This is a genomic window from Flavobacterium sp. DG1-102-2 (genome assembly GCF_033042555.1).
Taxonomy (GTDB): Bacteria; Bacteroidota; Bacteroidia; order Flavobacteriales; family Flavobacteriaceae; genus Flavobacterium.
Window position 1 is genome coordinate 1 of record NZ_JAWLIK010000012.1, and the last position, 23,279, is coordinate 23,279.

24 protein-coding genes are annotated in these 23,279 nt (G+C 40.7%); 11 read left to right on the forward strand and 13 right to left on the reverse strand.

Features of this window, described 5'->3' with window-relative positions; genetic code table 11:
- Positions 1-122 precede the first annotated feature (122 nt).
- Positions 123-1,385 carry an asparagine synthetase B gene (locus R1T16_RS15265; protein WP_317501991.1) on the reverse strand — a complete coding sequence of 421 codons (1,263 nt, stop codon included), beginning with the start codon at positions 1,383-1,385 and terminating at the stop codon, positions 123-125.
- A gap of 191 nt (positions 1,386-1,576) precedes the next feature.
- On the opposite strand from R1T16_RS15265, the gene R1T16_RS15270 reads away from it, so the two are divergent.
- On the forward strand, positions 1,577-1,753 hold the full coding sequence (locus R1T16_RS15270) for a histone H1 (protein WP_317501992.1): 177 nt from the start codon (positions 1,577-1,579) through the stop codon (positions 1,751-1,753).
- A 38-nt stretch (positions 1,754-1,791) separates the two neighbouring features.
- Here R1T16_RS15270 and R1T16_RS15275 read toward each other — a convergent pair whose 3' ends face one another.
- The 6 genes from R1T16_RS15275 to tgt form a co-directional block, all read right to left on the reverse strand.
- Positions 1,792-2,181: a tautomerase family protein gene (locus R1T16_RS15275; protein WP_317501993.1), complete on the reverse strand. Its 390-nt coding sequence runs from the start codon at positions 2,179-2,181 to the stop codon at positions 1,792-1,794.
- A 217-nt stretch (positions 2,182-2,398) separates the two neighbouring features.
- Positions 2,399-3,940 carry a replicative DNA helicase gene (dnaB, locus tag R1T16_RS15280; protein WP_317501994.1) on the reverse strand — a complete coding sequence of 514 codons (1,542 nt, stop codon included), beginning with the start codon at positions 3,938-3,940 and terminating at the stop codon, positions 2,399-2,401.
- Positions 3,941-4,092: 152 nt separating this feature from the next.
- Positions 4,093-5,046 carry an acetyl-CoA carboxylase carboxyltransferase subunit alpha gene (locus R1T16_RS15285; protein WP_317501995.1) on the reverse strand — a complete coding sequence of 318 codons (954 nt, stop codon included), beginning with the start codon at positions 5,044-5,046 and terminating at the stop codon, positions 4,093-4,095.
- A gap of 76 nt (positions 5,047-5,122) precedes the next feature.
- A complete protein-coding gene (locus tag R1T16_RS15290) occupies positions 5,123-6,097 on the reverse strand; it encodes a DMT family transporter (protein WP_317501996.1) in 975 nt (324 codons plus the stop codon).
- On the reverse strand, positions 6,084-7,160 hold the full coding sequence (locus tag R1T16_RS15295) for an LptF/LptG family permease (RefSeq protein ID WP_317501997.1): 1,077 nt from the start codon (positions 7,158-7,160) through the stop codon (positions 6,084-6,086). Before R1T16_RS15295 ends, R1T16_RS15290 begins: the two co-directional genes overlap by 14 nt.
- A gap of 17 nt (positions 7,161-7,177) precedes the next feature.
- Positions 7,178-8,308, reverse strand: coding sequence for a tRNA guanosine(34) transglycosylase Tgt (tgt, locus tag R1T16_RS15300; protein WP_317501998.1), 1,131 nt, complete (start codon positions 8,306-8,308; stop codon positions 7,178-7,180).
- A 174-nt stretch (positions 8,309-8,482) separates the two neighbouring features.
- Between tgt and R1T16_RS15305 the strand changes: the two genes are divergently transcribed.
- From R1T16_RS15305 to R1T16_RS15335, 7 genes are all read left to right on the forward strand, one after another.
- Complete coding sequence (locus R1T16_RS15305; protein ID WP_317501999.1) at positions 8,483-8,968, forward strand: thioredoxin domain-containing protein; 486 nt, start codon at positions 8,483-8,485, stop codon at positions 8,966-8,968.
- Positions 8,969-9,329: 361 nt separating this feature from the next.
- Positions 9,330-10,655: a serine hydrolase domain-containing protein gene (locus R1T16_RS15310; RefSeq protein WP_317502000.1), complete on the forward strand. Its 1,326-nt coding sequence runs from the start codon at positions 9,330-9,332 to the stop codon at positions 10,653-10,655.
- Positions 10,656-10,771: 116 nt separating this feature from the next.
- Positions 10,772-11,620: a transketolase gene (locus tag R1T16_RS15315; protein ID WP_317502001.1), complete on the forward strand. Its 849-nt coding sequence runs from the start codon at positions 10,772-10,774 to the stop codon at positions 11,618-11,620.
- Between the two features lie 85 nt (positions 11,621-11,705).
- Positions 11,706-12,665: a transketolase family protein gene (locus R1T16_RS15320; RefSeq protein ID WP_317502002.1), complete on the forward strand. Its 960-nt coding sequence runs from the start codon at positions 11,706-11,708 to the stop codon at positions 12,663-12,665.
- 142 nt (positions 12,666-12,807) lie between these two features.
- A complete protein-coding gene (locus tag R1T16_RS15325; protein ID WP_317502003.1) occupies positions 12,808-13,530 on the forward strand; it encodes a hypothetical protein in 723 nt (240 codons plus the stop codon).
- Positions 13,531-13,581: 51 nt separating this feature from the next.
- Complete coding sequence (locus tag R1T16_RS15330) at positions 13,582-14,154, forward strand: hypothetical protein (RefSeq protein ID WP_317502004.1); 573 nt, start codon at positions 13,582-13,584, stop codon at positions 14,152-14,154.
- 221 nt (positions 14,155-14,375) lie between these two features.
- The gene (locus R1T16_RS15335; protein WP_317502005.1) at positions 14,376-15,614 is read left to right on the forward strand and encodes a sodium:proton antiporter; all 1,239 of its coding nucleotides are present in this window, start codon (positions 14,376-14,378) and stop codon (positions 15,612-15,614) included.
- Between the two features lie 36 nt (positions 15,615-15,650).
- Here R1T16_RS15335 and R1T16_RS15340 read toward each other — a convergent pair whose 3' ends face one another.
- From R1T16_RS15340 to R1T16_RS15360, 5 genes are all read right to left on the reverse strand, one after another.
- Positions 15,651-17,060 carry an FAD-binding oxidoreductase gene (locus R1T16_RS15340; RefSeq protein ID WP_317502006.1) on the reverse strand — a complete coding sequence of 470 codons (1,410 nt, stop codon included), beginning with the start codon at positions 17,058-17,060 and terminating at the stop codon, positions 15,651-15,653.
- A 47-nt stretch (positions 17,061-17,107) separates the two neighbouring features.
- Positions 17,108-17,539 (reverse strand): DoxX family protein, encoded by a 432-nt coding sequence (locus R1T16_RS15345; protein WP_317502007.1) that lies wholly within the window; start codon positions 17,537-17,539, stop codon positions 17,108-17,110.
- Positions 17,540-17,541: 2 nt separating this feature from the next.
- A complete protein-coding gene (locus tag R1T16_RS15350) occupies positions 17,542-18,075 on the reverse strand; it encodes a YceI family protein (protein WP_317502008.1) in 534 nt (177 codons plus the stop codon).
- An 84-nt stretch (positions 18,076-18,159) separates the two neighbouring features.
- Positions 18,160-19,386: an MFS transporter gene (locus tag R1T16_RS15355; RefSeq protein ID WP_317502009.1), complete on the reverse strand. Its 1,227-nt coding sequence runs from the start codon at positions 19,384-19,386 to the stop codon at positions 18,160-18,162.
- 9 nt (positions 19,387-19,395) lie between these two features.
- On the reverse strand, positions 19,396-20,307 hold the full coding sequence (locus R1T16_RS15360; protein WP_317502010.1) for an AEC family transporter: 912 nt from the start codon (positions 20,305-20,307) through the stop codon (positions 19,396-19,398).
- Between the two features lie 175 nt (positions 20,308-20,482).
- Here R1T16_RS15360 and R1T16_RS15365 point away from each other — a divergent pair, with 175 nt between their 5' ends.
- The 3 genes from R1T16_RS15365 (at position 20,483) to meaB (ending at position 22,839) form a co-directional block, all read left to right on the forward strand.
- Positions 20,483-20,890, forward strand: coding sequence for an Rrf2 family transcriptional regulator (locus tag R1T16_RS15365; protein ID WP_317502011.1), 408 nt, complete (start codon positions 20,483-20,485; stop codon positions 20,888-20,890).
- Positions 20,891-20,946: 56 nt separating this feature from the next.
- Positions 20,947-21,594 carry an NAD(P)-dependent oxidoreductase gene (locus R1T16_RS15370; protein ID WP_317502012.1) on the forward strand — a complete coding sequence of 216 codons (648 nt, stop codon included), beginning with the start codon at positions 20,947-20,949 and terminating at the stop codon, positions 21,592-21,594.
- 159 nt (positions 21,595-21,753) lie between these two features.
- Positions 21,754-22,839 carry a methylmalonyl Co-A mutase-associated GTPase MeaB gene (meaB, locus tag R1T16_RS15375; protein WP_317502013.1) on the forward strand — a complete coding sequence of 362 codons (1,086 nt, stop codon included), beginning with the start codon at positions 21,754-21,756 and terminating at the stop codon, positions 22,837-22,839.
- A 111-nt stretch (positions 22,840-22,950) separates the two neighbouring features.
- Here the strand turns inward: meaB and R1T16_RS15380 are convergent, their stop codons facing one another.
- Positions 22,951-23,181: a hypothetical protein gene (locus R1T16_RS15380; protein WP_317502014.1), complete on the reverse strand. Its 231-nt coding sequence runs from the start codon at positions 23,179-23,181 to the stop codon at positions 22,951-22,953.
- Between the last annotated feature and the right edge of the window lie 98 nt (positions 23,182-23,279).

The window sequence follows — 23,279 nt, forward strand, 5'->3', positions numbered from 1 at the left end:
AGACATCTTGAAAATGCCTGAACTTTTACCAAATTTGTATAATCAAAAATAGTCAACCTATTTTAGGACTAGTCAATATCTTTTTAGTTTGAAACGTTGCTGCTTTGCAACTTAGAAACTCATTACGTTTTAAGTTTCTTTTTTCTTGCAGCCGGGAACAATACATTATTAAGTATGAGTCGGTAACCCGGAGAATTAGGATGCAGGTCAAGCACTGTAGGTGCATCCCCTACCCTGTGTTGGTAATCTTCAGGGTCGTGGCCACCGTAAAAAGTAAACATTCCTTTACCTTTAGTACCGTGAATGTAACGCGCCTCGCCGGTTTGCTTCTGCTCACCCATAACCAATACACTTGATTTCACTTTATCTGCCCTAAAAGCAGTAGTCTGCCCCATGAATCCTTTTACCAACTGCGTATGGTTCTGGCATAGCATAGACGGGATTGGGTCCCATTTTGCCGAATAATCCATCAGTGAGAAATAATCCATGTCCATAGGAATCTTTCTATCGTTTGTCGTGTCAATATCAGAGAACTCATATACATTAGGATTACGCTCAAGGATAAAATCTTTAAAGGCAAAAGAATTACCGTAATTTATCTTGGACTGGTAATTCGGTTCGCTTGCATCACCGTCAAACATCGGTTCGCAGATATCCACACCTTCAGCAGAAAGTGCAATATCAAAACTATCGGTTGCCGAACACATGGCAAACATAAATCCACCACCGACTACAAAATTCTTTATTTTATTGGCTACTGCAAGTTTTTCCTCAGACACTTTAGCATAACCAAGTTTAGCAGCTAATGCTTCGGCATCTTTTTTCTGCTCTATATACCATGGGGCATTGCGGTAAGCTCCAAAGAACTTACCATATTGTCCCGAAAAATCTTCGTGATGCAGGTGAAGCCATTCAAAAGCCACAAGCCCGTCGTTAAGAACCTCCTCATCATATACAGCAGTAAACGGAATTTCAGCATAGGTCAGCACCATTGTCACAGCGTCATCCCAAGGCTGTTTTCCGGGTGGGGTGTACACAGCTATTTTTGGTGCTTTTTCAAGCAATACATTTTCCATGTTTACTGATGGACTGCTTATTTCATCAAGTATACCATTTGCTGCGCCATCGCTAAGCACTTCAAAGCTTACACCCCTTATCTGGCACTCACGTCGTATCTGGTCGGCATCGGGAAGTAAAAACGAGCCTCCCCTGTAATTTAGAAGCCAGTTGGCCTTATACCCTTTTTCAAGAGCCCAAAACGTAATCCCGTATGCTTTTAGATGGTTTTGCTGGGATGTTTCGTCCATTGGCAGCAATACCATAGAAGCCTTTGAAGTAAAACCTATGATTAACAGCAGGATAAGATATATATTTTTAAACTTCATTTCGTAAAGAGATTTAACCCAAAGATACTAAACTAACGATAGAAATCTAAGGGTATTACTTTTGTTAGGCCAAAACAACAAATAAGCTGAAAATTTAGCAGGAAAATAACACTACATTATGACTAAAACCCCTTGTAGATACAGCAAAATGGCTATTTTTGCACAAATAATTTAATAACAAATCACATATCATGAAAGATCTATTTGCTCAAATCAACGCAGAGATTGAAAAATTTAAATCAGAAGCAGAATTACACATTGAAAAAAGTAACAAAGCTGCAGGAACAAGAGCTCGTAAATCGGCTTTAGAACTAAGCAAACTTTTAAAAGACTTCAGAAAAGTATCTGTTGAAGAGTCTAAAAAATAATTGAGAAACCGCCCTGTACTAAGGGCGGTTTTTTTATACTATATATGAGTGAAATGTTGCACCTCACCATTTCCGAAAGACCAATTCTCCCTATTGTTTTCTAATAACACAATAAGAATATCCTCTTTTCTTATTTCGGTTGATGCTGATATATTTTGGGCAATCTGGGCATAAAGCGCTTTCTTCTGCTCAGATGTCCTTCCCTGGGCAGCCGTAATCTGAACAAAGATCATAGATGATGTATGATCTATCCCCAAATAACTTTCAGGACAAATTAGATTTTCTTTATTGACCTCTTCAATAACATGGAAATAATCATCCGCAGGAATATGAAACTCCTGCATAAGTGCATTATGAACTGATTGCGAGACCTTGGTTTTTGTCTCAGCAGATAATCCTTCCGGTAAACTAATTCTAACTAATGGCATATCTGTAAAATTTAAAGGGTAAAAATAAAAAATGCACCGCTTCCCACGGTGCATTTATAGTTTAAAGTTTAGTTGATGGATAATGCCGCCTTAATCATTTACAGTGATGTGCTCGGCACCGTTAACATCCATTTGTCGTATAGCTTCGGTTAATGCGAAATCTTCAATATTGTTATGTGACATATATCTTAGGTTAGATGGTTATCGTATTTAATTTTTAGAACGGAACATCGTCGTCATTCGGTCCGCTGCTGTTCATGTTACTGCCAAAAGCGTCATTTGCAGACGGAAGGTTTTTGATGAAATCATTGTTGCTGTTCATGCTTGATGGCAGTTCGTCAAACGGAGAGCCAAAATCATCAAGATTATCAAACTTACCGAGGTTACCGATAAACTTAAGCCTGATGTTGTCAAGACCACCGTTACGGTGTTTTGCTACGATAAATTCGGCTTGTCCCTGTGTAGGAGAACGCTCTTCATCATCCCATTCATCAATTTTATAATATTCAGGTCGGTAAATGAACGATACGATATCCGCATCCTGCTCAATCGCACCCGACTCCCTCAAATCCGAGAGTAACGGCCTTTTACTCGATCCACGGGTTTCTACCGCACGAGATAACTGAGACAGTGCAATAACAGGAACATTAAGTTCTTTTGCCAATGCTTTTAAGGTTCTCGAAATGGTCGAGATTTCCTGCTCACGGTTACCTCCTCCTTTTCCACTTCCTCCTGCAGTCATCAGCTGAAGGTAGTCGATAATAATCATCCTGATCCCATACTGGGATGCCAGCCTTCGTGTTTTTGCCCTAAGGTCAAAGATAGAAAGCGATGGTGTGTCGTCTATATATAAAGGCGCTTTTTCAAGGTCTTTTACTTTAATACTCAATTGTTCCCATTCATGCTTTTCAAGCTTACCGGTACGCAGTTTCTCTGATGAGAGCCCGGTTTCACTAGAAATCAAACGGGTAATAAGCTGTACCGAGGACATCTCCAGCGAGAACAGTGCCACACCGTGTCCAAAATCAATAGCGATATTACGCGCCATAGATAGTACAAACGCAGTTTTACCCATACCAGGCCTTGCCGCGATAATGATAAGGTCACTCGGCTGCCATCCTGATGTAAGCTTATCCAGGTCATGAAAACCTGTAGCCACCCCACTAAGCCCTTCTTTACCGGCAATCTCTTCAATACGTTTTTTTGCCTGGATAACAAGGCTTTGTGCTGTTTCAGAACTACGCTTGATGTTACCCTGCGTTACTTCATATAGTTTAGACTCGGCTTTATCAAGCAGGTCAAATACATCAGTAGTCTCATCATACGATTCTTCAATGATCTCGCTCGAAATCCTGATAAGGCTTCGCTGAATGTATTTCTGAAGAATGATCCTTGAGTGAAACTCGATGTGTGCAGATGATGATATCTTCTGCGTAAGCTGGATAAGGTAGAAATCGCCTCCGGCAAGTTCCAGCTTTCCTGTCTTTTTAAGCTGTGCAGATACTGTTAACAAGTCAATAGGCTGCGTATCGTTAAAAAGCTCAACGATTGCCTCATAAATATGCTTGTGCCCGTCTCTGTAAAAAGCATCGGGCTGCAGGATGTCAATTACGTCATCTACCCCTTTTTTATCAATCATCATTGCACCTAAAACGGCCTCTTCAAGGTCCAGCGCCTGTGGTGGCAGCTTGCCTTTCTCTAAGTTGATAATGGTTGTCTTATCAACTTTTACGGGGTTTATGTTTTTGATGTTTTCCATAGTACGAATGTAATTAAAATAGCGTTGGCCAGGTTAAGGAATTGTTAAGCGCAACCTGTTGATATCGTGTTGATAAAACGCTGTTTTATGTTGACAACTCAAAAAAAATCCGAAGCTATAGGGCTTCGGACTAATTATGCGCTATCGGCTTATTATTCCTTAAATTCGCCCATTTTACTGTACTTATCCATTCTTTGAGCAATTAACTGCTCTGTTGATAAGTCTTTAAGTTCATTATATCCTTTAAGGATGTATTCTTCTACTGCTTTAAATGCTGTTTCCCTGTCATAGTGGGCTCCGCCAAGCGGTTCCGGGATAATATCGTCTATCAGGCCATTCTTTTTCATGTCAAAAGAAGTAAGCTTAAGCGCTTCGGCTGCCTGCTCTTTATATTCCCAGCTTCTCCAAAGGATTGATGAACAAGATTCCGGAGAAATTACAGAGTACCACGTGTTTTCCATCATGAATACTTTGTCTCCCACACCTATTCCTAATGCCCCGCCCGAAGCTCCTTCACCTACTATAACGGTAATGATAGGTGTTTTAAGGCGTACCATCTCAAAAATATTTCTTGCAATGGCTTCTCCCTGTCCCCTTTCTTCTGCTTCAAGACCAGGATATGCTCCCGGAGTATCTACTAAAGTGATAACAGGCACACCAAATTTTTCGGCCATTTTCATAAGGCGAAGTGCCTTACGGTACCCTTCCGGGTTAGCCATACCAAAATTACGGTACTGCCTTGTTTTTGTATTAAAACCTTTTTGCTGGCCGATAATCATAAACGATTGTCCGCCTATTTTGCCTAAACCGCCTATCATCGCTTTATCATCTTTAAAGCTTCTGTCGCCAAACAGTTCAAGGAATGTGTCGCCTGTGAGCGCGCGCACGTGATCCATTGTGTAAGGGCGGCTTGGGTGCCTGGACAGCTGAACCCTTTGCCATGCAGTCAGGTTTTTATATATTTTCTTTTTTGTCTCTTCCAGTTTTTCTTCAATCTGTTTGCATGTATTAGATACATCAACATCAGACTCCTGGCCTATAATCGTACACTTATCCAGTTGGTCTTCAAGCTCCTTGATAGGAAGTTCAAAATCTAAATATTCCATAGTAGGGCAGATTTTTAATTTATTGCGAAATGCAAAGATAAAATTTTAAGCGGGACTGAAAACAGCCTGACCGCATTTAGTTTACTTTTTTAGTCCTGTTTTTAAGTATACCATTGATAATCACTGTAATTAAAATAATAGCAGCGCCAATGTAAAACGTGCTGCTCATTTTTTCGCTTTCCTTAAAAACGATTAATGCAAGAATTATCCCATATACAGGTTCCAGATTAATGGTTAGCATCATGGTATAGGCCGTTATTGTCTTCATTACTTTTACAGCGCCTATCTGGGCATAACCTGTACATACAGAACCCAGTATAAAAAGCCATAACCAGTCGTTAGACGAAAGCACAAAGAACTCCTGCGTAAACTGTCCTGAAAACAACAGGTACAGCGAAAAGAAGAAGATACCACCCAGCAGCTCATATAATGAAATGGTTACCGCATTATGCTCTTTAGCAAACCTGCCGTTTATAATAGCAAAGGTTGCCGAAAGGCAGGCCGATATCAGTGCTATAATTACACCGCCAAAAAGGTCGCCTTTACCCAGCTGCATGGCATCAAACAATACCCCTGCTCTTTCTGAAGTATATGTGCCATTATTTAGCTCATTTAAAACGCCTATAAGAAAATCGCCGTATATGATAATGCTCAATGCGATTATCATAATAAAACCCATAAACAGTTCATACCAAACGATTCGCTTGCCATAAAATGCCGATTCCAGCAACGAGGCAAAAAATGCACCGGTACTAAGACAGGCAAGGGTTATGGATATATTAGAGACTTTAATGGCTTCAAAAAAAGTAAACCAGTGCAATGCTATAACCAGCCCGGCAGCTACAAAACTTATCAATGCCCTTCTTGATACCTTAAATGGCACTTTTGTGAACAAAGCATATACAAGCATCAGTACAACTGCTATAGTCATGCGATACCATACTAATGAAAATGCACTTATTGTAATAAGTTTGCCGATAACTGCCGTAAACCCCCATATAAAAACAATTAAATGGAGATGAAGGTAATTTTTAAGATTATCGCCTTGCATTGCGTAACAGATATACCGCTAATATTCCAAATACAAGATTAGGAAACCATACTGCCACGATAGGCGACATGGCCGATTTTTCGGCAAGGGTTCCAAATACCTTATCAAAGAAAATATAAACAAAGGCCAATGATATACCCATGGCAAGGTTAATACCCATACCCCCTCGGCGTTTCATAGACGAAACCGCAACGGCGATGATGGTAAGGATAAATGCCGAAATAGGAATACTGTATTTTTTATATAACACCACAAGGTAGGCATTTATATTACCCGACCCATGCTGTTTTTCTTTTTCAATAAACGTATTAAGCTGTGTAAGGGTCATGGTCTCAGCGGCGTAGATAGTTGGCGTAAGATCATCGGGCTCAAAGTTAAATCTAAACTTCTTTTCTGCCGCCGACTCCAGCTTATCACCCATTGCACCCACAGTCCTCTTAGCATAATTCATTAGCGTATAGGTACTGTCTTTCTCGTTGTAACGTATGGTGGTAGCGTTTGTTTTAGAAACCAGCTTGTTGTCCTTAAAGTTCTCAAGTGTAAAATTGTAACCAATTTTATCAGCATAGCTAAAACTGCTTACATAAATGTATTCGTTATCGCTTATCTGTTTGTAAACATCCTGGCTCTGGCGGGTTTCTGAATTGTTCTTAAGGTATTTGTACCTAAAATCGTTGAATCCCTTACTCGCCCTTGGCACAAAGAAGAATCCCATGCCCAGCGAAAGGATACATATTATCGAAGCCCCCATAAGATATGGCCTCAAAAATCGGGTATACGATATACCTGACCCTAATATCGCAACGATCTCGGTATTATTGGCAAGCTTAGATGTAAACCATATTACCGAAAGGAACAGGAATATAGGGAACAGCATATTAGCAAAATAGATGGTAAAGTCGCCATAATATTTGGCAACCTGAAGAAAAGGCACTTTATTGGCAAGTATCTTATTAATCTTTTCAGACACATCTATAATTATACCGATTGGTATAAACATAATAAGCATCACAAAAAATGTTGCCAGGTAGCGTTTTAAAATGTACCAGTCTATTATTTTCACCCGATAATAACTTTAAATTAAAGCCTTTGGCTCATGTTTTTAACCATCATGTCTTTCCACTGACGGAAATCTCCTGCTAAGATATGTTTTCTTGCTTCACGAACCAACCACATATAAAAGCCAAGGTTGTGAATGGTGGCAATTTGTTTTCCAAGGTATTCATCGGCAGAGAAAAGGTGCCTTAAATAGGCTTTGGTATATTCTGTATCAACAAAAGTGATGCCCATTTCGTCTATTGGCGAAAAATCGTCCGCCCACTTTCTGTTTTTTATATTAATGGTGCCATTAGCAGTAAACAGCATTCCGTTACGAGCATTACGCGTAGGCATAACACAGTCAAACATATCTACACCAAGGGCAATATTCTCAAGGATGTTTATTGGCGTACCCACACCCATAAGGTAACGCGGCTTATCTTCAGGAAGGATACTGCATACCACATCGGTCATCGCATACATTTCTTCTGCCGGTTCGCCTACAGATAGCCCGCCAATGGCATTACCCACAGCACCTGCATTGGCAATATATTCGGCAGACTGCGCCCTGAGGTCGGTGTACGTACTACCCTGAACGATAGGAAAGAATGCCTGGCTGTAACCATATTTATATGGAAGCTTTTCAAGGTGCGTAATGCATCGGTCTAACCAGCGGTGCGTCATGTGCATAGAGCGCTTTGCATAACGGTAATCGCATGGGTAAGGAGTACATTCGTCAAAGGCCATGATAATATCGGCACCAATGGTACGCTGGATCTCCATTACGCTCTCGGGCGAAAAGAAATGGTACGAACCGTCAATATGCGACTTAAATTTCACACCTTCTTCCTTGATCTTGCGGTTTGCCGAAAGCGAGTACACCTGGTAACCGCCGCTATCGGTAAGGATAGGCCTGTCCCAGTTCATGAATTTGTGTAAACCTCCTGCTTTTTCAAGGATTTCAGTTTGCGGGCGAAGGTATAAATGATAGGTATTACCCAGTATAATATCAGGGTTAATATCATTTTTAAGTTCGCGCTGGTGCACGCCCTTAACGGTACCTACAGTACCTACCGGCATAAAGATTGGCGTTTCAATAACCCCGTGATCGGTAGTTATGCTGCCCGCCCTTGCTTTACTCTGCGGGTCTTTAGTTATAAGGTCAAATTTCATGGGTGTCTTTTACAGCGGGCAAAGATAGGCATTTATAGTTTATTTGGTTGCACGCGGATTTGGTAATTTGGTTGACGGTCGTTGGTTATCAGCTGTCGGCTTTGTTAACTTGAATCCGGGTTTTGCATTTTTAAATTTTTCTTACATTTACAGTAAACCAATATTTCTTTATCTATGCGATATTACCTACTGCTTTTGCTATCTCTATTGTCACCTTGCGGCTTTGCGCAGCAATCTATTGTTTATATTACCCCTGATCAGCTTATTGAAAACATAAAAAGTAATACCACTAAAGCTACGGTTATACAATTCTGGATTCCCAATTGTGCCAACGCAAAAGAGATCGTAGCCCATTATAATAAGTTGGAAAACCAGTATACTAATGTTGTAGATTTTTATTTTATCGGGATAACCAATAAAGAAAGCCTTGTGAGCACTCTTATTGAAAGCACAAATTTCAGCCACAAGATATACATTGCCGACCCCCTGGTGAATGAAGAGCTGCCTGCACGAAGAGAAACCTTTGCTGCCCGAGTTTGCCAATTGCTTCAGCTTAAGAAAAGTGATTTCCTGACAATGTACATTGACAAAAAAGGTAAGGTAACTTACTACGGCGACGCCATTGACGTTGAACCGGAGAAGCTGAAAAAAGTATTGTAATCGTTTTTTACTATGTTTATACAAACATAATGTTACGCTTTTTACTTTGTAAACCGCAAAATTTACACTAGTACAAAAAATCATTTTATCTAAATCAACAGGCTTCGTTTAAGCCATGCTTAAACATATGTAAATAAAGATGGAGGGGTAATTGAAGTTATAATTGATTATCGGAATGAGGGGTATGGGGAAAAAACCAAATTCATTGAAAAAACCACTGCATTAAATAATCGTTAACCTGTAGTACTTTTACAGTCGTGATTTTTGATGGCGGGGATTGAGATGGGCAGAATATTTTGTACATTTTGTAACACAATCAAGCTTTTAGCTACCTATCAGGTAAATCAACATCGATCAAATCATGAAAAACAAATTTACACTGGCTCTGGCCTGCTTCCTGACAGCTCTGACGGCTTTCGCCCAAACTCCAGACAAAACCAAACTTGACCAGTATTTTGCAGCACTGGAGGCTAACAACAAATTTAGTGGAAGCGTGGCCATCTCGCAAAACGGGAAAACAATCTATACCCGTTCAGTGGGGCTTTACGACCATGAGAAGGGCTTAAAAACCAATGAGAATACAAAATTCAGGATTGGGTCTATCTCCAAGACTTTTACTGCCGCATTAGTTCTTAAAGCTGCAGAGGAAAACAAACTGAAACTGACTGACAAGCTGGACAAATACTTTCCTACTGTACCCAATGCAGGAAAAATTACTATAGAAAATATGCTTAACCACCATAGCGGCATTCACAATTTTACAAACGACCCTGAGTACATGTCGTACATGTCGCAGCCCAAAACGGAAGCAGAGATGATTACGATCATAGCAAAAGCTCCAGGTGACTATGAACCCGGCAGCAAAGGTGAATACAGTAATTCTAATTACGTGTTACTAAGCTATATTTTAGAAAAGGCGTATAAAAAACCTTTTAAGGCTATAGTGGAAGAAAAAATAATTAAGCCACTTGGGCTTAAAAATACCTATTATGGCGTAAAAACCAACACTGCAAACAACGAAGCCTACTCCTATTCTTTTGTTGGCAAATGGAGTAAAGAGGATGAAACCGATATGTCTATACCCATGGGGGCCGGTGCAATGGTTTCTACACCCACTGACCTTTCACGATTTATAGACGGCCTTTTTGCAGGAAAGATAATTTCTTCAGCAAGCCTGGAGCAGATGAAAACCATGAAAAACGGCTTTGGGCTGGGATTGTTTACAAAACAGTATGATTCTAAAGAAAGCTACGGCCACGATGGCGGAATAGACGGGTTTAGGTCAAGGCTTAACTATTTCCCTCAGGATAAGACTACGATTGCCATTGTATCTAACGGTTCAACAGACTTCAGCAACAGCGATGTTGCCGATGCACTGCTTAGCTGGACATACAAAAAGCCTTTTACTATCCCTGATTTTAAAACGGCAGAATACACCACAGAACAGCTTGATAAATATACCGGAAACTATACTACCACAGAAATTCCTATCAGCATTTCTATTACAAAAGATGGCACGACACTAATGGCACAGGCAACAGGGCAAAGTGCATTTCCTTTAGAGGCGGCCGAAGAAAACATTTTTAAATTCGGCCCGGCAGGCATAATACTGGAGTTTAAACCTGCACAAAACCAAATGATATTAAAGCAGAGCGGCGGCGTATTTACCTTTACGAAAGCGAAGTAACCTCATATTTAAGCAATAAATTTTTAGCCTTGATCCTAACGGATTGAGGCTAAAATATTTTTGCCAGTCCTGAAAATTAAAATTACTTTTGCACCAGTTTAACTTTAATCGAAAAAATGAAGCCTAACACACAACAACTAAATGACTTAACGACTCAGGTAAGAAGGGATATCCTTCGTATGGTTCATGCGGTAAATTCAGGACACCCTGGAGGATCGCTTGGCTGTACAGAATTTTTAGTAGCCCTTTACCAGGTTATTATGGACCGCAAAGAAGGTTTTGATATGGACGGTATCGGCGAGGATCTATTCTTCCTTTCTAACGGTCACATCTCTCCGGTATTCTACAGTGTACTTGCACGCAGCGGTTACTTTCCTGTAGAGGAGCTTGCTACTTTCCGCCTTATCAACTCAAGGCTTCAGGGACACCCTACAACTCACGAAGGGCTTCCGGGTATCCGTATGGCTTCTGGATCTCTTGGACAGGGAATGAGCGTAGCCATTGGTGCTGCACAGGCTAAAAAGCTTAACGGTGATAACCACCTTGTATACAGCCTTCACGGTGATGGGGAACTTCAGGAAGGACAAAACTGGGAAGCTATGATGTATGCATCTGCTTATAAAGTAGACAACTATATCGCTACTGTAGACGTTAACGGAAAACAAATTGACGGCCCAACAGACGAAGTACTTAATATGGGAAGCATCAACGCTAAGTTTACTGCTTTCGGGTGGGATGTTGTTGAAATACCTCAGGGTAACAATATAGAAGCTATCCTTGCAGGTATGGCCCAGGCTAAAGCTAAAACAGGCCAGGGGAAACCGGTTTGTGTACTGCTTCATACCGAAATGGGTAACGGTGTAGACTTTATGATGCACACGCACGCTTGGCACGGTAAAGCGCCAAACGATGACCAGCTTCAAAAAGCGTTTGACCAGAATGTAATGACGTTAGGCGATTATTAATAAGATTTAAAATTGAATGATTTAAAGATTTAAGCCATACGGCAATTATTAAATTTTTAATCTTTAAATCTTAAATGAACTACAAATGAAAAAATATACAAATACAGGCAATAAAGATACCCGTTCTGGTTTTGGCGCGGGATTAACAGAACTTGGAAAGACTAATGAAAATGTAGTTGCTCTTTGTGCCGACCTTATCGGGTCGCTTAAAATGGACGACTTTAAAGCAAACCACCCGGAGCGTTTCTTTCAGGTAGGTATTGCCGAGGCTAACATGATTGGTATGGCTGCAGGTATGACCATTGGCGGAAAAATTCCTTTTACAGGTACTTTTGCCAACTTCTCTACAGGAAGGGTATATGACCAGATCCGTCAGTCTGTTGCTTATTCAGACAAAAACGTAAAAATTTGTGCTTCTCACGCCGGTTTAACGCTTGGCGAAGATGGTGCAACCCACCAGATTCTTGAAGACATCGGTTTGATGAAAATGCTTCCGGGCATGACCGTAATCAATACTTGCGACTACAACCAGACAAAAGCAGCCACGATTGCTATAGCAGAGCACCACGGGCCTGTTTACCTGCGTTTCGGCCGTCCGTCTGTAGCTAACTTTACTTCTGAAACAGGAGAAGATTTCGTTATCGGAAAAGCAGTTATGCTTAATGAAGGTACAGATGTTACTATCGTAGCGACAGGACACCTTGTATGGGAAGCGCTTATCGCTGCTGAAGCTCTTGAAGCTAAAGGCATCTCTGCAGAGGTTATCAACATACACACTATAAAACCGCTTGACGAAGAGGCTATCCTTAAGTCAGTAGGTAAAACAGGATGTATCGTAACTGCAGAAGAACACAACATACTTGGCGGACTTGGAGAGAGCGTTGCACGTGTGCTTTCGCTTAACAACCCTGCACCACAGGAGTTCGTTGCTGTAAATGACAGCTTTGGAGAATCAGGAACACCTGCCCAGCTTATGGACAAGTACAAACTGAACAACCAGGCAATTGTTGAAGCTGCTGAAAAAGTGATCAACAGAAAGAAATAATTTTTCTTTTACATATATAAAAATCCCGTTCGCCTTCGCGAACGGGATTTTTTGTTTCAGACCGTCGAACAAACAAAATTTAAGACTGCCATTTAGCCAATTTCAGCTCATTTAACTATATTTGAAAAAACTAAACGTAAACATGAAAATAAAACTTTTTACATCGGCACTTCTGATCGCTGTATCACTTTGCGGTTTTGCACAGGACAAAGCTACTCTTGATAAAGACATGCAGAAGTTTATAGATATCAACGACAAACAGGACTACAAATCGCTTGTCGATATCATCTATCCTAAAGTTTTTGATAAAACAAGCAGGGAACAATTTATAAGTGACCTTGAGAAATCCATGAACGGTAAAGGTTACACTATTTATCCGGAAAGAATTGAACCGCAGATTGATTACGGAGCTGTACAGGGCGGCGCCGATGGTTATTTTTGCATCATTACATATAATGTGTCTAACAAAGTTGCGCTTGAAAACAAAGTGCCGCAAAAAGAACAGGCTGAAGTGATAAAGAAATTTGGTAAAATATTTAATAGCAAAAATGTATATTATGATGAGCCAAGCAACACTATCCATTCTAAAAACCGTACACAAGTCGTGGCTATCGCCGATGGATCTACCAATGGGCAATGGACATTTGTAAACCCTGCTGCCGCTTATGCAAAAGGCATATTACATGAAGATATACGAAATGCTCTCGATCCGGAATCCATCACTGAAGAAACTGCTGACAACACTAATAAAAAGGCAACTACAAAGAAATCAGATAACAGTGCAAAATCTGAAACCCAGACTGCAGTAGAAAAAGCTGCTGCCGAAAAAGCTGCACTTGAGAAAAAACTGAATGGAGGTAAATAATATACATTTTATTCCCCAGTAAGCGGGGATTTTCAATACCATAGTACATATATGAAAAAGATAATCTTACTGGCATTTTTAGTTACTGCTCCACTATTTGCTACAGCGCAGGACAAAGCTTCGTTAGCTAAAGATGCGCAGCGAATGCTTGACTATACATTTGCCGAAAACTATAAAGGCTTAATGGACCTTACCTACCCTAAGATATTTGACCTTATACCTAAGGAACAGATGCTTGAAATGCTGCCAAAAATGCTTAAGGGAGAAGGATACACCATAAAGCTGGATAAAGTACCTGAAAACTTTACTTTTGGGGATATAAAAAAAATAGAAGGAGGCAGCTATGCAGTCGTTAGCTATGATACCCAGATGCGAATGATCTTTACAGAAAGGCCTGCCGACAAGGAAATTGAAACAATGACTACAATGTTTAAAGAAAACATGAAAGCATCTGTAGCTACTTTTGATAAAACAGACAACTCTTTCCTTATCAAAAAAAGGTCGCAAATGATTGCTGCCGCAGATGCAGCTACCGGCCAGAAATGGACATTTTTAAACAATGAAAATCCTCAGCTTATTGAAAAGTTGTTTTCGGAAAACATAAGAAAAGGCCTTGGGCTGTAACATTGATATTTTAATCTAAAAACCCTGCAATTGCAGGGTTTTTGTTTTATTAAAACCATATTTTGCAGGCTTAACCGCTATTTTTTGTTATATTTGTGAATATACGCCTTTATAGAGTTTTCAGTCGCAGTCTCAGCTTTGCAAGGCATGCAATTTAATCATCATCAAATCATTGTGCTGAAAACTATACTGCTGAGATTGTAAACACGTTCTATAAGCCCATGGAGTTATACTATTCGCTTTCTGTACTTATTGTACTCGCATCGTTCTTTGCCTATTTAAATGTACGTTTTCTTAAACTGCCTTCAACAATAGGTGTCATGGTACTTGCAATGGCAGTATCTATTTTTTTAGTAGTATTTGGTAATATCTTTCCAAAACCACTGCACCGGATTTCTACCCTTATACACGGTTTCGACTTTACCCAGGTACTAATGGGTGCTATGCTTAACTTCCTGCTGTTTGCAGGCGCCGTACACATTAACCTTAAAGATTTACGCGAACAGAGAGGGCCTATCATGGTTTTCTCTACCGTAAGTGTTATCATTTCAACATTTGCTGTAGGTTCACTCCTTTATTACCTTTTGCCTTTATTATCTATACAACTGCCTTACATTTATTGTTTGCTTTTTGGAGCTCTAATATCCCCAACAGATCCTGTTGCCGTACTTAGTATTCTTAAAAAAGCTAATGTGAGGAAATCGCTGGAAACAAAAATTGCAGGCGAATCGCTGTTTAATGATGGTGTCGCTGTTGTAGTGTTTGCCGTAATACTCCAGCTTGCGCAGGAAGGCCCTAACCCAACCGTAGGCTATGCAGCATGGCTGCTGCTAAGGGAAGCAGGAGGCGGATTTATTCTTGGTATCGCCTTAGGTATAGGCGCGTCGCGTGCCATGCGAAAAATCGACGATTATAAAGTATCGGTACTTATCACATTATCTGTAGTAATGGGCGGCTATCTTATTGCTTCGGCTCTTCACGTTTCGGGCCCTTTAACCATGGTGTTTGCAGGGATAATAATTGGTAACTTTAAAAAGAGGTTTGCCATGTCTCCGGTTACTAAAGACTACCTTGATAAATTCTGGGAACTTAATGATGAAATACTTAATGCAATACTGTTCCTGTTTATAGGCTTTAACCTTCTCGTTATAAAAGACCTTAACCATTACTGGCTTGCAGGAATGGCTTGTATAGTACTTGTGCTGTTCTCACGTTTTATCTCGATATGGCTGCCTACAAAATTCATCAAGTTTCGCAATAAATTTACCGCCGGCACCATAAAAATGCTTGTTTGGGGCGGACTGCGCGGCGGGGTTTCCATTGCCCTGGCACTGTCTATAAATGATGGACCCTATAAGGATATAATTATAGCAATCACTTATTTTGTGGTAGTATTTTCTATCGTTGTACAGGGACTCACGATAGGTCATGTTGCAACAAAGGTATTGCCTAAAACATAAAAAGAAAGCCGCTCCAGATTAGGAGCGGCTTTCTTTTTATAGATGATCCGGTAATATCTTACCCGGATTAAGGATATTTAACGGATCGAATACATTTTTGATGCTTTTCATCAGCTGGAGCTGGACGTCATTAAAAGCGATATCCATATAATTCTTCTGAACATAACCGATGCCATGCTCCCCGGAAAGCGTTCCTTTGAGTGAAACTGTAAGCTCAAATATTTCGCGTATGCCTTTAGGAACTTCAGTATTCCAATTTTCATCAGTCATATCGCCCTTAATAATGTTTACGTGCAGGTTGCCATCGCCGGCATGGCCATAACAAACCGAATGGAATCCGTATTTTTTACCGGCAGCCTTAATACCTGCAAGCAATGCCGGTAGTTCATAGCGCGGCACAACAGTATCTTCTTCTTTATATATCGAATTCGATTTTACAGCCTCCCCTACTGCACGGCGCATTTTCCATAGTGCGTTCTTTTGGTCTTCGGTGTCGGTAAATAATATTTCGTCAATTTCAAATTGTTCAAGGACACCCATAATCTTTTCCGCTTCTGTAAAGAGCACATCAGGGTAATTACCATCTACTTCAATTAAAAGGTGGGCTTCAACATTGTCCTTAATATCAAGGCTTACGCCGTCTACATATTTCAGCGTCCAGTCTATTGCATCGCGCTCCATAAACTCCAGCGCACTAGGCACAATTCCGGCACGAAATATCTGCGCAACAGCCTCGCATGCCTGTTCTGCCTTAAAGAATGGCACCATCATAAGAATATTATGCGAATTTGCAGGCAGCAGCTTCATTACAATTTTCGTAATGATACCCAATGTACCTTCGCTGCCTACCATAAGCTGAGTAAGATTATAACCTGTAGAATTCTTTAGCGTGTTAGCACCCGTCCAGATAATGTCGCCTGACGGGAGAACCACTTCGAGATTCAATACATAATCTTTAGTGACACCATATTTAAGTGCCCTTGCACCTCCTGCATTCTCGGCAACATTGCCTCCAATGGTACAACTGCCCTGGCTGCTTGGGTCTGGCGGATAGAACAATCCTTTTTCAAAGGCAGCTTCACGGAAAACCTGTGTTATTACCGCAGGCTCAACAATACCCTGAAGGTTTTGTTCATCTATCTCTATTTTATTAAAACGTTCCATGGAAAGACCTATGCCTCCATAAATACTTAAAGCGCCGCCACTAAGGCCGGTACGCCCGCCTATAGGCACAACAGGTATTCTATACTGGCTGGCAATCTTCATAATTTCAGATACTTCCTGCGTAGTACCTGGCTTAAGCACTATTGATGGCGGAAAGGAGTAATCTTCGGTCTCATCGTGGCCGTAGTCTTTTCTTGTAGCTTCGTCTAAAAACAAAAATGACTGCCCTACTACACTTGTAAGTGAGGCAATCATTTCCTGTGATAATTCTATATTTTTCATGGTATTCTATCAGCTGTAATAAGCTTCAAAAATACTATAATTTGATGTTATGAATACGTCCTGGGCCTGTTCTTTTTATATATAAGATGATCTATAGAATATTTACCGCTTCCTGTAATAAACAGCAGCACATAGATTACCAGATACAATCCAGGTAGTTCCTGTTTCTCAAACCCGTCCGAAGCGTGTACGACAAAAATTACGACAAACATATTTACGATAAGCGGCAGTACTACCAGCCTTGTTGTAAAACCTATCAAAATCAGGATGGAGCAGATAAACTCTGCTACAAATGCTAATATTAGTGATGCATCAGAGCCAATACCCAACGGGTCGGTAAATGTTACCGGTTCTGTAGAAAAAAGCATCATATACTTTTTAGCGCCATGCGTAAGCATAAAACAGCTAACCACAACCCGGAGCAAAAACAGGCCGGTATGGTACAGCTTCTTATCTCTGGATGTATTAAAAAGCCACATAATTATTGCTGTTGAATGAATTGCAGGTTACCAATAAGTTTAACGTCTTCGCTTACCGTAAGTCCGCCTCCCTCTACAACGGCATTCCAGTTAAGCCCATAATCTTTACGATTAATCCTGCCTGTTACCTCAAGGCCAAGTTTTGTATTTCCATAGCCGTCTTTAGCTATACCTCCATATTCACCTTTAAACTCGATAGTTTTAGTAACACCTTTCATGGTAAACTCTGCTGTAAGCGCATATTCGTCTTCATCTATCTGTTTTATGGAGGTAGTCTTTACAGTGATTTCAGGATAATTTTCCGCATCAAAGAAATCAGCGCTTTTTAAATGTCCGTCGCGCTGGCCGTTATTTGTATTTACACTCTCTGATTTTATGGTAATAGCAATTTCCCCTCCTTCAAAAGTATCTTCAGGAGTGGATGCCTCTCCGGTAAATTCTTTAAAAGAACCCGTTACTGTAGAAATTACGAGGTGCTTTACTTTAAACTGTATTTCAGAATGTGCAGGGTCTATAGCCCATTTTTTTGTAGACATAATGTATAAGATTTTGGTTATCTTATAAAGTTAGGAAATATGCTACAACCTGAGCGTTAAAGTTTTGTGAACAATCAGTAATTATTAGGCTTTTGGTGCTTCTTTCTTTTTAAGGTTAGGTAAAAACACGGCTATAATACCTATAAGGGGCAGGTAGGCACAAATATCATACACATAATTTATACCTTCCTTCTCAGCAAGGTAACCTAATAATGCAGCTCCTAACCCGCCCATCCCGAATGCAAAACCATAGAACAGTCCTGAAACCATACCCAGTTTTTTAGGGAGCAGCTCTTGTGCATATACCAATATGGCAGGAAATGCCGATGCCAGCAAAGTACCGATGATTATTGATAGTATAGTTGTCCAGAATAAATCGGCATACGGAAGCAGCAACGCAAATGGTGCAACACCCAATACCGAGAACCATATTACATATTTACGCCCAAACTTATCGCCAAGCGGCCCGCCCAACAGCGTACCTATAGCCAGAGCCAAAAGAAATATAAACAGGTGATATTGCGCATCCTGTACCGAAAGATGAAACTTGTCAATAAGGTAAAACGTAAAATAACTTGTAATGCTTGCTATGTAAAAATATTTTGAGAAAATAAGAACCAGAAGAATAATTACCGACATGACTATTCGCCGTTGCGAAAGGTCTGGCAATACTATCACTTTTTTATTACCTGCATTAAGGGTAAGATGGTCGCGGTACCAGTTGCCTATGCGCCATAAAACACCAATTGCCAAAAGTGCTATGATGCCAAACCATATAATATAATGCTGATCGTTTGGCACTACGATCCATGCGATAAGCAGTGGCCCTATAGCGGTACCCATATTTCCGCCAATCTGGAAGATAGATTGTGCCAGCCCTCTTTTTCCGCCCGATGCCAGGTAGGAGACTCTTGAAGCCTCAGGATGAAAAATGGATGAGCCTATACCCACCAGTACTACAGATACCAGCAGCATGGCAAACCCTGATGCGTACGACAGCATAACAATTCCCGCCAGAGTAAACAGCATACCAAATATTTTAGAATACGGCTGCGGTTTCTTATCTGTATAAAAGCCAACGAAAGGCTGTAATATGGATGCGGCCAACTGATAGGCAAATGTAATAAGACCTATCTGGGTAAATGTAAGGTCATATTTATCTTTAAGTATTGGGTATACTGCCGGTATTACTGCCTGTAGCAAATCGTTTAGCATATGGGCTATAGCAACCGAAAAAAGTATGGAATAAACTGTTTTTTGTACAATTATTTTGCTGTCCAGGTCTGGCGCAGCTGTTTTGATATTTTCCATCAGAAAAATTTAAAATGTATTCAAAATATAATACCACAACGCCAGCGTGAGGAAAGAAAGCGGTATCCCTACCCCTATCATCATTCCGGCTAGCCGTGGCTTAAGTCCGTGTGCCGATGCCAGTATGGCAGCGGTTATCATAGGTGCCATTGCGGCTTCCATTATAGCAACATCAATTTCGAGTCCGTCTCCACCAAGTATTGATTTGTACAGCAGATAAAATAAAGCCGGCATCAAAATGAGTTTATACAAGAGGCCTAATCCTAAAAAGCCCCAATGCCTGCTGCGTAATTCTATTTTTAACTGCATTCCTACTGCTACAAGTGCCACAGGTGTAACCGTGCTCCCTAATTTTTGGAATACAGGCTGCAATATATCTATAAAGTCGTAGCCGAAAACATTCATTACAGCCCCCGTGAAAAAAGCCAAAAATGGTGGAAATACTATTATTTTCCTCAGTATTCCCGACGCTCCTGCTACTTCCTTTGAATAAGCGGCAGCGACAATAATACCTAAGGTAGCCATTACCACAAAGGTTCCCGGCTGGTCTACAATTATGGCAGTTTCGAGTCCATGTTTGCCATAAAGTGCTTCTATAACTGGAAAGCCTACAAAAGATGTATTGCCTAAACCTGCTGTAAGTACAAGGCAGCCAATAAGCTTTTTGGGCCAACTGAACATTTTACCCAGCATTGAAAAAATAACCCATGAGAGCAAAAAACCTATCCATGCCGCACCCAGCGGATACAGCAGCTTAGCACTTATCTCTATTTTAGGGATATAGTAGAGCGCCAGCGCCGGAAGCGAAATATAAATGACGAACTGATTTAAGGCCACATGCGCATTAGCCGGAACGGCCGTAATGCGCTTTAAGGCAACGCCTGCCAGCAGGCAGATAAATATCAGTATAATGCTATCCATTAAGACGGGCTATGCGTGATTGCACCAAATTTACGGCTACATTGCCTAAACACCCAATAAAACAGATGTAATATTTTCCAATCGCAGGATATAGACCTCATTTTGATATAGCTGAAAATAATAAGTTTGCAGTTTATAATAACTTGCCTATATTTGTAACAGAAATTATTACAGTATGATATCAGGCAAATTTGCCATAACGCTTCACATCCTTTCGCTTCTTTCCAGGGAGCCGGAAGAATTCCTTTCGTCAGAATATCTGGCAGGGAGCATGAACATCAATGCTGTATTGGTACGTAAAGAGATAGCCAATCTTAAAAAACACAATATTGTAGAAAGCCGAGAGGGTAAATATGGTGGTACCCGACTGCTTAAACCGGCTAAGGACATTACCCTTAACGATATTTTTGCAATGACATTTGAGTCGGTGCACCTTGGATACTCTAAAAATAACCCTAACCCTGCCTGTCCTGTCGGACTTAAAATAAACGACAGGCTTGACATTTTGTACAAAGACGTTAACAGCAGCATTAGCAAACAATTAGACAAGATCTCACTTCTTGAATTCACAAAGGAGTTTTAAAATTTTTTATACAAAACTGTAACATTTTAAATTACATATAAATAAATTCAATAATTATGAAAGTAGCAATCATCGGCGCCACAGGATTTCTGGGCACATCGTTAGTAAAAGAATTCGCATCACGCGGTCACGAAGTAACAGCAATTGCAAGAAATCCATCAGAGGATGTTCCTGCAAACGTAACGCTTGTTAAAGCAGACATCTTTGATACAGGTGCCCTCGCGGATATCCTTAAAGGCCACGACGCAATTGTAAGCGCTTACAATCCGGGATGGACAAACCCAAATATTTATAATGACTTCTTGAAAGGTTCAGCGTCTTTACAGGAAGCAGTTAAAAAATCGGGCGTTAAGCGTTATATAACTGTAGGCGGCGCAGGAAGCCTTTTTGTTGCGCCAGGTGTACAGGCTGTAGACGGCCCGGATTTCCCAAAAGAAATCTATCCGGGTGCATCGGCTGCAAGAGATTACCTTAACATACTTAGAGAAGAAAAAGACCTTGACTGGGTGTTCTTTAGCCCTGCTTTCGAAATGCACCAGGGAATTACGACGGGCCGTAGAGGCAAGTACCGTCTTGGACTTGAAAACCCTGTTTTTGACGAAAACAACCGCAGCATTATGTCTGGCGAAGATGTAGCTGTCGTGCTTGCAGACGAAGTGGAAAACCCTAAACACCACCAACAGCGTTTTACAGCAGCGTATTAATTTTGTTAAGGTTTAAAGTTCTTACTTACATCCTTAAAGCCATAGTAAAAAAGCCCTTGTTGTTATCACAGCAGGGGCTTTTAAAATTTATGCCAATTCGTGTAATTAGCGACAAAAAACAAAGGAAAAAGCTTAATTTTACTTCTCTAATCAATTACCGTGGATAAGCCTAAAGCCCAAAAAACCGCATTGCATGAAGTAGATGGTGTAGAACGTCCGGAGAGCATCAGCAGGGCATCTATAGAACATATTACCCGCCTGAGGAAAAAACAGCCTTCTGCAGAGGAACTTGTAAATGGCATACTGGCAGGAGACAAAACCGCCCTTAGCCGTGCTATTACCCTTATAGAAAGCACCAATCCGCAGCATCTTCAAAAAGCAAACGAGGTTATTACCAAGTGCCTTCCGCATGCGGATAAATCGGTGCGCATAGGCATTACAGGTGTTCCCGGTGTGGGCAAAAGTACCTTTATAGAAGCTTTTGGCAAACAGCTTACCGCATTGGGCCGAAAGGTTGCCGTGCTCGCGGTAGATCCAAGCAGTTCATTGTCGCATGGCAGCATACTGGGCGACAAGACCCGTATGGAAGAATTGGTTAAAGATGAAAATGCTTATATACGCCCATCTGCATCCGGCGATACGCTGGGCGGCGTGGCACGCAAAACCCGCGAGGCGATCATTCTTTGTGAGGCCTGTGGTTTTGACACCATCATTATAGAAACTGTTGGTGTAGGCCAAAGTGAAACTGCCGTACACAGTATGGTAGATTTCTTCTTATTGCTGAAGATATCAGGTGCTGGTGACGAACTACAAGGTATAAAACGCGGCATCATGGAAATGGCCGACCTGATCGTTATCAATAAAGCCGATGGCGATAACATTAAGAAAGCCAGGCTTGCCAAAACCGAATTTAACCGCGCACTGCATTTATTTCCGCCTAAAAGCTCAGGCTGGCAGCCAAAGGTTATGACATGCAGCGCTGTAACACATGATGGCGTGGCTGATGTTTGGCAGATAATCAATGAATATTTTAGCCTGACAAAAGAGAATGGCTTTTTTGGAATCCGCCGAAGCGAACAAAACTCTTACTGGCTCACCGAAACCATCAACGAACAGCTGAAAAATAATTTCTACTCACGCGATGATATTGCTATGCTATTGGAACAAAACAAAAAAGCGGTGCAAAATAACGAATTATCGCCTTTTGCAGCCGCAGGTATTTTATTGAGTAAGTATTTTGAGTAGCCTCGTTTATCATTCCAACAAAGGAAAAATCTTTCTATAAAAGTTGAGATTTTTCGACTTTGCTATGCTGCGCTCAAAATGACGAACCGCTAATTAATCACTGTAAACTGATTACTGTTTCTCGTAGCGTTCTACTTCCCTATCGTAGAAATTATTAGCCTCCTCGATAAGGCCTTCCATTTCGGCGTTAAGCTCATTTTCGTCAAGGTCTTCCGGTTCTTCCATAAATTCTACCTCATCGTCTTTAAGGTTAATGATAAAACGTGGATAATCTAAATGGATGATAAAGATATCCTCAGGAAAGTCGGTGTTATCGGCAAGTACAAATTTTGGTAATTCCATATAAAGTCAAAAGTTTTTAAAGTCGTAGATTCTAAATTTTGTGCCATTTCGACCGGAATGAAATGAAGTGGAGAAATCTCTGAGATTTTTCGACTACG